Source organism: Microbacterium sp. B19, assembly GCF_000333395.1.
In the GTDB taxonomy this organism is placed as follows: Bacteria; Actinomycetota; Actinomycetes; order Actinomycetales; family Microbacteriaceae; genus Microbacterium.
This window is the reverse complement of sequence record NZ_BADA01000109.1, coordinates 1-10,081: the sequence shown is the minus strand read 5'-3', so window position 1 is coordinate 10,081 and position 10,081 is coordinate 1. Positions and strand designations below refer to the sequence as shown.

Sequence of the window (10,081 nt, the reverse complement as noted above, 5' to 3'; positions counted from 1 at the left end):
GTCCGGCCCGGTCGTTCGAGCGTCGCGATGAGCGTCCCGCCCGCGAGGACCGTCCGGCCCGGTCGTTCGAGCGTCGCGATGAGCGTCCCGCTCGCGAGGACCGCCCCGCCCGCTCCTTCGAGCGTCGGGACGACCGTCCCCGCCGCAACGACGGCCCCAACCGCTCCGACTGGAACGCTTCGCCGAAGCGCTCGGCCGAGCACGAGGAGCGCGTCGACGTCGTCCACGAGCGTCTTCAGGCGGAGGCAGTGGATGCCGCGACCGTCGCCGAGGCGAGCTTCGCCGACCTCGGGCTGGGCGACAACATCGTCCGCGCGCTCGCCGGTCTCGGCGCTGCGAGCCCCTTCCCGATCCAGGCCGCGACCGTGACCCCGATCCTCGAGGGCCGCGACGTGCTCGCGCGCGGTCGCACCGGCTCGGGCAAGACCATCGCGTTCGGTGCCCCGCTCGTCGAGAGCATTTTGCGCGCCCAGGCGGGCAAGCGCCGCGAGTTCGGGCGTGCCCCGAAGGCGCTCATCCTGGCGCCGACCCGTGAGCTCGCGCTGCAGATCGACCGCACCGTCCAGGTCATCGCGCGCAGCGTCGGCCTTTTCACCACGCAGGTCTACGGCGGTGTGCCGCAGGCGCGCCAGGTCGGTGCGCTCAAGAAGGGCGTCGACATCGTCATCGGGACGCCCGGCCGCATCGAGGACCTCCTCAACCAGGGCAAGCTCGACCTGTCCGAGGTGAGCATCGCGGTGCTCGACGAGGCCGACCACATGTGCGAGCTCGGCTTCCTCGAGCCGGTGCAGCGCATCCTCCGCGCGACCGCGGACGGTAGCCAGAAGCTGCTGTTCTCGGCCACTCTCGACCGCGAGGTCGCCGCGCTCGTCGATGAGTTCCTCGTCGAGCCGGCCGTGTACGAGGTCGCCGGCGAGGACCAGGACTCGGGCACCATCGACCACCGTGTGCTCGTCATCGACCACCGCGACAAGGCCGAGATCCTCGGTTCGCTCGTCGACCGCGAGGGCAAGACGCTCGTGTTCGCCCGCACGCGCGCCTACGCCGAGATGCTCGCCGAACAGTTCGATGAGGCCGGCATCGCCGCGGTCGCCCTGCACGGTGACCTGAACCAGCAGAAGCGCACCCGCAACCTCGAGAAGCTCACCTCGGGCCGCGTGAACGTGCTGGTCGCGACGGACGTCGCCGCTCGTGGCATCCACGTCGACGACATCGATCTGGTCATTCAGGCCGACGCTCCCGACGAGTACAAGACGTACCTGCACCGCTCCGGCCGTACCGGTCGCGCGGGTCGCCGGGGCACGGTGGTGACGCTCATCACGCGTCAGCGCCGCCGTCGTATGACGGAGCTGCTGGACCGCGCCGAGATCGAGGCGCCGTTCGAGGAGACGCAGCTCGGTGACGACGTCATCGAGGAGCTCGCGGGTCGCCAGCTCTCCGACGTCACGTCCTGAGCCTCCGTCGAAAGCCCCGTCCGCCGTGTGCGGGCGGGGCTTTCGCGTTCTCAGAACAGGGTGGGTTCACTCGCCGGCGCGACGGAGGGGCGAGCGGATGCCGTCGACCCGGTGGTGCGCACGGGGCCGAGCCGCGGCGCGGTCGCGGTGCGGCTGGCGAGTCCGGGTTGCGGCCTGCCGCGCGGGTGGTCGTCCTCGTCCCACCCGTCGAGGCGGTGCATCCGCAGGAGGGGCTGGACGCGTTTGCCGAGCCACCGCCGGTACGCCTGGGGCGCCTGCACGGATACCCCGGGGTACAGGCCGCGGTACGACGACACGAGCTCCGGGTGCTCGCGCTCGAGCCATTGCAGGAACCACTCCTTGGCTCCGGGGCGCAGGTGCAGCGCGCCATAGACGACCCGCGCGGCGCCCGCGTCACGGATGCGCCCGAGGGCATGGTCGAGCGCCGCGACCGAGTCGGTCAGGTGCGGGAGGATCGGCATGAGGAAGACGGTCACCCGGAACCCCGCGTCGGTGGCGGCGCGGACGGTGTCGAGGCGTGCTTCCGCGGTGGGCGTCCCGGGTTCGAGCGACCGCTGCAGCGTGTCGTCGAACACGGCGATCGACATCGCGAGCGTCACGCGGACCTCTTTCGCCGCGTCGGTGAGCAGCGGGAGGTCGCGCCGCAGCAGCGTGCCCTTGGTGAGGATCGAGAACGGCGTGCGGTTCTCGGTGAGCGCGCCGATGATGTCGGGCATCAGCCGGTAGCGCCCCTCGGCGCGCTGGTACGGGTCGGTGTTCGTCCCGAGCATCACGGGCTCGCGCGCCCACGATCCGCGCCGTAGCTCGCCGCGCAGAACGTCGGCGACGTTCACCTTGACCACGATCTGCGAGTCGAAGTCGGCGCCGGAGTCGAGGTCGAGGTACTCGTGCGTCTTGCGAGCGAAGCAGTTGTGGCTGACGACGCCGTTGGCGATGAAATCGCCCGTGCCGGTGGTGATGTCGATCATGTCGATCTCGTAGCCCAGGTCTTCGACGGAGACGACGCGGAGGTCGGAGCTGGTCTTGACGGCGGCCCCGACGACATCGAGCTTGCGAGTCATGGCGGGGCGCGCAATGCGGAAGAAGCGCTGACGCGCAGCCAGTCCGCCACGAAGACGTACGGAGCATACGTCGGTGCCCGATTTGGTCTCCCGTATAGCGTCGAACCCGAAGTGGGCGAAGCCTTCCTCGGTGAGGTCGAGCAACTCCGTGTCGGCATTCGAGATCCGGAGGATGCCCCGTGAACACGATCCTTCTGCGTCGAAGATGCCGCCCAGAAACCCCGCATACCACTCGGAGGAGCGGCGCGACGGGATGGCGATGCGCTCCTCGAGGCGTGCAATGTCCGCGGATCGGGCAGTATGGAGCGCCGTCATCGGCCGGTAGCCCGCCGGTACGGCAAAGGGGCGCTGCCGGGTTCGAATGTCGAGCTCTTCGAGGTACGTGCGCGTCAGCACGAGCGGCTCGAGGTCCGCGAGCAAGAGCCGGAATCGATGGATGTCGCGAACCCGGCGCCCGTCATCGTACGTGCGATGGAAGATCATTCCGTCGCCGCGGATCATGCCGGTGACATACCCTCGCTTGCGATCCTCGCTCTCGGCGGGGCGAGCCATCGGCGCGCCCAGGCCGAAGCCCTGCAGACGATTCGACGTCGTCAGATACGGGCGTTGATTCGGCCCCTGCATCGCGCCGCGGACGAACTTCCATCCACGGTCCGTGAGGAAGCGATGATCCGCGCTCGCGACGATCTCGGTACCGTCGGCCAGGGTCACGCGGAAGGCTCGCTTGCGCGTGGGCCACTTCGCCAGGACCTCGGTGCGCACGAACCGCCGGTAGGCGCCGTGCCTCTCCGTGCCGATGATCTCGTCACCCACCTTCACGTTCGCGAGGGGGACGTGCCGTCCGTCCGCAGCCAGGATGAGTGTGTCCGGCGAGAGGCAGTAGGCACACGAATGGCTGCATCCCCGGTACGGGTTCACCGTCCAGTCGAAGGGCATCGCGGAGGCGCCGGGCACGCGGTTGAGCGCGGTCTTGGCGAGCACCTCGTGGAACGTCATTCCGGCGAACTCCGGGGTGGTGACCGAGCGAACGAGACCGTCCATACGCTCCATTCCGGGGAGCGCCGCCGTGTCGTCGACGCCGAGCTTCTGTCCCTGCCACCTCATCCCTCCATGAGAACATACGTTCTAAAGATCGGCAAGGCGCGAGGGTCATAGGTAGAATAAAGTAACTCACAGGCGCCCGCGCGCCCAGCCGTGGATCCGCCCGACACTGCCGCGCCCCGCTCGACCTCGGCGGATACCCGGGCGACAATGGGGCGAGTGACGTTCCACGATCCCGAGACCTCGCCCCGCCGCGCCGCGCGCGCGGAGGCCGAGCGACGGGCGACGGCGGCGATCACCCTCCCCGAGACCCGAATGGATGCCGACGAGGCACCGTCGCGGCGCGACCTCCGCTCCCGCACCTCGGCGCCTGGCATCCCGCGTCTCGCCGCGATCCCGCTCCTCGTCCGGCGTCGCATCGCGGTCGCAGCTCTCGCGCTGGTCGTCGTCGCGTCCGGCGCTGTGGCGATCGGAGCAGCGGTCGCGTCCGGGCAGACGCCGACGGCGGAGCCGCAGGCCGCGGCGGCGATCGCCGGCCCGCCGGCGGTACCCGCCGAGGGGCTTCCTGTCCCGGTCATCGCCGAGGCGCCGGCCCCGAAGAGCCCCTGCGACGATCCGGCGTTCACCTCCGCCCTGGCGTCGGGTGACGACGGAGCGACGATCGCCGCGATCGGCGGTGGGGAGGCGTTCCGTTCGGCCGTGGCATCCGGGATCGCTCCGTGCGTCTCGTTGGCGGATGCCACCCGCCAATGGGTCGTCGTCAACAAGCAACGCCCGTACGACCCGGCGAACTATCGCCCGAACGACCTCGTGATGCCGAACGGTGTGCGGGCGCTCGAGGATTCGGCGCTGCGGCAACGGGCCGCCGACGCCCTGTCGAAGCTGGTGCAGGCGGCCGAGGATGCCGGGGCCGGGGAGATCGGGTATCTCAGCGCGTTCCGTTCGTACGAGACGCAGCAGAAGACGTACGCGGCGCGGGTCTCGGTCGGCGGCGTCGCGGAGGCCGACAAGGAGAGCGCGCGCGCCGGGTTCAGCGAGCATCAGTCCGGGCTCGCGGTCGACATCGTTCCGTGCAGTCGGTCGTGCGGCACGCTCGACGACGTCGGCGGGTCGACCCAGGGCGCGTGGGTCCGCGACCACGCGTGGGAGTACGGCTTCATCACCCGCTACGTCGACGGCCGTATCGACGTCACCGGCTACGAGCCCGAGCCGTGGCACCTGCGCTACATCGGGCCGGAGCTGGCCAAGGCCTACCACGACGGCGGCTACACGACGCTCGAGGAGTTCTTCGGCCTTCCCGCCGCCCCGACGTACTGAGCGAGCGGATGCCGGGGCGAGCGGTCGGTCGGCGGGGCGTCGCTGCGCAGTTCGACGGGTGCCCGGCAGAGGTGTCAGCGGTTCGCTGACACCGTGCGCAGCGGACTCGCGCTGCTCTCTCGGACCACGAGGGATGGTGTGACGGCGGAATCCTGCGCGCGCTCGCCCGAGGCGAGCCACTGTTCGAGGAGTCCGAAGGTGCGGCGCCCCAGGTCGACGAAGTCCTGCTGGACGGTCGTCAGCGACGGATTCCACATCCGCGCGAAGGGCTGGTCGTCGAAGCCGACGATGCTGATGTCGTCGGGGATCCGCCGTCCGCCTTCCTGGAACGCCCGCGCCGCGCCGATGGCGAGCTCGTCGTTTCCGCAGAGGAGAGCGGTGAGTCCCGGCGCCTCGAGCAACCCGCGCGCGGTGTCGTAGCCCGAGGTGGGGGAGTAGTCGGCCTGCACGAGCGCGGGCACCGCCGCCCCGGCGTCTTGGAGCGCCTTCCGCCACCCCCAGGCCCGGCCGCTGCGGGGCCGTGTCGCGGGGATGGCCAGGTGATGGACGGTCTCGTGGCCGAGCGAGAGGAGGTAGCGCGTCGCTTCGTAGCCGCCGGCATAGTCGTCGAGGAACGCGTGCGGCGTCGTGCCGCGCGGCCGACGCGCTCCCGCGGCAGCGACCACGGGCAGGCTCGTCGGCATCGCGGCCAGGGTCTTGACACCGACCTCGTCGAACTCGATGACGATCGCGCCGGCGAGTGTCTGCGAAAGGGTGCCGTCGACGGCGCGGGCGAGCTCCGCAGGATCGCCCGACTCGACGACCGCGATCATGATGACGTATCCCGCGGCGCGCGCCGCCTCCTCGATTCCCTGCAGCGTCGCCGCGTACCCATAGCGGATGGTGTTGCGGGCGAAGACGGCGATGGTGGAGCTGCGACCGCGGACCAGGGACTGGGCGGCCGCATTGGGTCGGTACCCCAGCTCCTGTACGGCGGCTTCGACCTTGGACCGGAGGCGGTCGCTCACACGGGTGCGGCCCGAGAGGACGCGCGAGACCGTGGAGACGCTCACGTCGGCTTTGGCGGCGACGTCGACGATCCCCGGGACGTCGCGTTCGATCGGCATTCGAACAGCCTATGACCAACGTTGGTCCAGGGGCGCGTGGACTTTCCATCCGCCGACTGCGGAATTCTTGACCAACGTTTGCAGAGCGGCGGAGGCCATGCTACTTTGACCAACGTTTGCAGGATGATCCGAGGATGGATCAAGGAAGGCGAAGAGGCTGTGACGACGCAAGCGATCCCCGAAGTGCAGGGCGACCTACCGGAACCCTGGCCCTCGGTCGTGACGCTGCGTGCGGCCGGAGCGGCGCTCATTCTGGCCGTCCCCCAGAGCGCGCTTCCCCACGTCGTGCACTGGGGCGCCGACCTCCCCGACGCGGGCACGGACACCGCCCGCGAGCTTGAGCTGCACGCGCAGGCGCCCCTGGCGACGAACGGGGTGGACAGCGCGGTGGTCGTCTCCGTCCTCCCCGAGAACTCCACCGGATGGACCGGGACGCCGGGTCTGTCCGGCCATCGCTCCGGTGGCTCGTGGACGACGAAGTTCGTCCCGGACGCGGTGCGCGTCCTCATCGACGAAGACCGCGGAGGCCGCGTCGAGGTGGAGGCCCGCGACCTCGACGCCCGACTCCGGCTCCTGCTGGTCATCGAGATGCTTCCCAGCGGCCTGGCGCGATTCGACGCCGAGGTGACCAACGAAGCGGACGGCGACTACACCGTCAACGACCTGCAGCTGGCTCTCCCCGTGCCGCATCGTGCCGAGGTCCTGTTCGACCTCGCCGGACGGTGGGCCAAAGAGAAGGTGCCGCAGTGGCGCGACTTCACCGTCGGCACGCACCTGCGCGAGGGACGCCACGGGCGTACCGGCGCGGACGCCGCGACCCTCCTCGTCGCGGGATCGGCGGACCTCGACTTCGACCGCGGAGAGGCCTGGGGCCTGCACGTGGCGTTCAGCGGGAATCACCGCCTTCTCGCGGAACGCGCGTTCTCGGGGGAGCGGGTCCTCATGGGCGGGGAGCTGCTGCTTCCGGGAGAGATCCGTCTCGGCCGCGGCGAGACGTATCGCACGCCCTCGGTCTTCGCCGCCTACGGGCGGGGACTGGATGCCGTCGCCGGCCGGTTCCACCGCTACCTCCGCGCCCGGGCCACCCACCCGCGGTCGGTTCGACCGGTCGTGATGAACGTGTGGGAGGCCGTCTACTTCGACCACGACCTCGCGCGCATCCTGGAGCTCGCGGACGCCGCGCAGCGCGTGGGGGTGGAGCGATTCGTCCTGGATGATGGCTGGTTCGGCTCCCGGCGTGACGACACCTCCGGGCTGGGCGACTGGATGATCGCCGAGGACGTCTGGGGCGGCGGACGCTTCCGCGCCCTTGTCGACGGCGTGAAGCAGCGCGGCATGGAGTTCGGACTCTGGTTCGAGCCCGAGATGGTCAACGTGCGCTCCGAGCTGGCACAGGCGCACCCGGAGTGGCTGCTTCAGGTGCCGGGGCGCCTGCCGGTCGACTTCCGTCACCAGCAGGTGCTGGATCTCTCGCACCCGGGGGCCTTCGAGCACGTGCACCGGCAGATCGTCTCGCTTGTCCGCGAGTACGGCATCGACTACATCAAGTGGGACCACAACCGCGACCTCATCGAGGCGGGTTCCACGCGGACCGGCCGCGCGGGCGTCCACGAGCAGACGTACGCGACGTACCGGCTCCTCGACGCCGTGCGCGCCGACTGCCCCGGGTTGGAGATAGAGTCGTGCTCCTCCGGAGGGGCGCGGGTCGACCTGGAGATCCTCGACCACACCGACCGGGTGTGGGCGTCGGACTGCATCGACGCGCGGGAACGCCAACAGATCCAGCGATGGACCGCTCAGCTCCTCCCGCCCGAGCTCGTCGGCAGCCACATCGGTGCGGATCGCGCGCACACCACTCAGCGCCGCCTCGACCTCGACTTCCGCGCCGCGACCGCCCTCTTCGGCCACTTCGGTATCGAGTGGGATCTCACCTCCGCGTCGGAGGGCGAGATCGCGCGGCTGGCCGAGTGGGTGGCGTACTACAAGGACGTCCGCGGCCTCATCCACTCGGGGACCGTCGTCCGGCGGACGCTCGAAGGCGGGGATCTCTGGCTCCACGGCGCCGTCGCCGAAGACCGGACCCGTGCGCTCTACGAGGTGACGCTGCGTGAGCGCCCCGTGACCTGGCCGGCCGATCGGGTGCGCCTACCCGGACTCGACCCGCGAAGCGAGTACCGGGTGACGGTCGGCGGGCCCGCGGACTCGCGGCCCTTCGACCCGCGGGTCCATCCGTCGTGGTCCCGCGAGGGCACGGTGCTGAGCGGCGCCGCCCTAGGAGAGGTCGGCATCCACATCCCCGCTCTGGATCCCGATACCTGTGTCGTCCTGAATGTGGAGGCATTGCGATGAGCACCCGAACGAGTCCCCTGAACACACGGGCGATCGTCGCCCCCACGGGCAGGCGCCGACGCCGAGGCGACGCGAAGGTCGCCCTGTTCTTCGTCGCTCCGGCCGCGCTCGGCTTCCTCGCGTTCTACCTGATCCCTTCGCTCCGAGGGATCTGGTTCAGCTTCACCGACCAGAATCTGATCGGGGCGGGCAAGTTCGTCGGGGTTGCCAACTACACGCGGATGTTCGGCGATCCGCTGTTCTGGAACTCCCTAGGGGTCACCGTCGAGTACGTCGTGATCAACATCGGCGTGCAGACCGTCCTCGCCGTCGGGATCGCCGTGCTCATGCACCGCCTCACCCGGTCCGCGGTCATCCGGGGCATCATCCTGCTGCCCTACCTGGTCGCGAACGTCGTCGTCGCGCTCGTGTGGTTCTGGATGATGGACTACTCGACCGGCATCATCAACGTCTTCCTCGACGCGATCGGCGGCGACCGGATGGCGTTCTTCGGAAACGAGACGCTGGCCATCCCGACCATCGCGCTGATCAACGTGTGGCGATACGTCGGGTACACGGCCCTCCTGGTGTTCGCCGGGCTGCAGACCATCCCGACCCAGCTCTACGAGGCGGCGGCCCTGGACGGCGCCTCAGAGGTGCGGATGTTCCGCTCGATCACGCTGCCCCTGCTGCGTCCGGTGCTCGCCCTCGTCCTCGTGATCACCGTCGTCGGGTCGTTTCAGATCTTCGACACCGTGGCCGTCACCACCGAGGGAGGCCCGATCAACTCGACGCGGGTCATCTACTACTACATCTACCAACAGGCCTTCGAGAAGTTCAATCTGGGCTACGCGTCGGCCATGTCGGTGTTCCTGCTGGTCGTTCTGGCCGTGGTCGCCTACTTCCAGCTCAAGATCATGCGCTCGAACTCCTCGGACCTGGCTTAGGAGCCCCTCATGACCGCTGTCATCACACCGCCCCAGGCCACCGAGGCCGCCGCGAGCGAGGCCGCCACCGCGTCGGCACCCCGTCGCCGGATCGGCATCGGCCGCATCGTCGCATGGGCGTGCCTCGTCGTCATCCTGATCGTCACGCTGTTCCCCTTCTACTGGATGTTGCGCACGGCCCTCTCCACGAACACCGCCCTTTACACCAACGCGGGGAGCCTGCTCCCCGTCGACTTCAGCTGGGGTGGTTTCGCCCGCGTGCTCGGCCTGTCCTCGCCCGAGCAGGCAGCGGCCGAAGGCGGCACGACGGGGTCGATCAACTTCTGGCTGTACTTGCGCAACACCGTGATCGTGGCCACCGTCATCACGATCGGACAGGTGCTGTTCTCGTCCATGGCGGCCTACGCCTTCGCCCGTCTGGAGTGGAAGGGACGGGACGCGGTCTTCTTCCTCTTCCTCACGGCGCTCATGATTCCGCCGATCTTCGTGCAGCTGCCGAACTTCATCCTCATCCGCGACCTGGGGCTCCTGAACACGCTGGCCGGCATCATCTTGCCGTTCTTCTTCATGACACCTTTCGCGATCTTCTTCATGCGGCAGTTCTTCCTCGGGATCAGTCGCGAGGTCGAGGAGTCGGCGAAGATCGACGGGGCGGGGCACCTGCGGATCTTCTTCCGGATCGTGCTCCCGATGTCGTCGACGCCGGTCTTCACGCTGGCGCTGCTGACCTACATCACCGCGTGGGGCGAGTACTTCTGGCCCCTCCTGGTCGGTCGAGCCGACGACTCGCGCGTGCTGANCGGTGC

The 10,081-nt window shown here is 69.5% G+C and carries 7 protein-coding genes; 5 read left to right on the top strand and 2 right to left on the bottom strand.

Features of this window, described 5'->3' with window-relative positions:
* Positions 1-1,454 (top strand): DEAD/DEAH box helicase (locus I5G_RS04040; protein WP_022877913.1); only part of this gene is annotated, 1,454 nt, incomplete at its 5' end.
* A gap of 50 nt (positions 1,455-1,504) precedes the next feature.
* Here I5G_RS04040 and I5G_RS20450 read toward each other — a convergent pair.
* Complete coding sequence (locus I5G_RS20450; RefSeq protein ID WP_022877912.1) at positions 1,505-3,640, bottom strand: intein-containing Rv2578c family radical SAM protein; 2,136 nt, start codon at positions 3,638-3,640, stop codon at positions 1,505-1,507.
* A 156-nt stretch (positions 3,641-3,796) separates the two neighbouring features.
* Here I5G_RS20450 and I5G_RS20445 point away from each other — a divergent pair, with 156 nt between their 5' ends.
* Complete coding sequence (locus I5G_RS20445) at positions 3,797-4,894, top strand: M15 family metallopeptidase (protein ID WP_022877911.1); 1,098 nt, start codon at positions 3,797-3,799, stop codon at positions 4,892-4,894.
* A gap of 74 nt (positions 4,895-4,968) precedes the next feature.
* On the opposite strand, the gene I5G_RS04025 is transcribed toward I5G_RS20445, so the two are convergent.
* A complete protein-coding gene (locus I5G_RS04025) occupies positions 4,969-6,000 on the bottom strand; it encodes a LacI family DNA-binding transcriptional regulator (protein WP_022877910.1) in 1,032 nt (343 codons plus the stop codon).
* Positions 6,001-6,123: 123 nt separating this feature from the next.
* Between I5G_RS04025 and I5G_RS04020 the strand changes: the two genes are divergently transcribed.
* The 3 genes from I5G_RS04020 to I5G_RS04010 all read left to right on the top strand — a co-directional run.
* On the top strand, positions 6,124-8,349 hold the full coding sequence (locus tag I5G_RS04020; RefSeq protein ID WP_083896539.1) for an alpha-galactosidase: 2,226 nt from the start codon (positions 6,124-6,126) through the stop codon (positions 8,347-8,349).
* The gene (locus I5G_RS04015; RefSeq protein ID WP_022877908.1) at positions 8,346-9,275 is read left to right on the top strand and encodes a carbohydrate ABC transporter permease; all 930 of its coding nucleotides are present in this window, start codon (positions 8,346-8,348) and stop codon (positions 9,273-9,275) included. The genes I5G_RS04020 and I5G_RS04015 overlap by 4 nt, the downstream gene beginning before the upstream one ends.
* 9 nt (positions 9,276-9,284) lie before the next feature.
* Positions 9,285-10,081: carbohydrate ABC transporter permease (locus I5G_RS04010; protein WP_022877907.1), on the top strand; the 797-nt coding region annotated here is incomplete at its 3' end.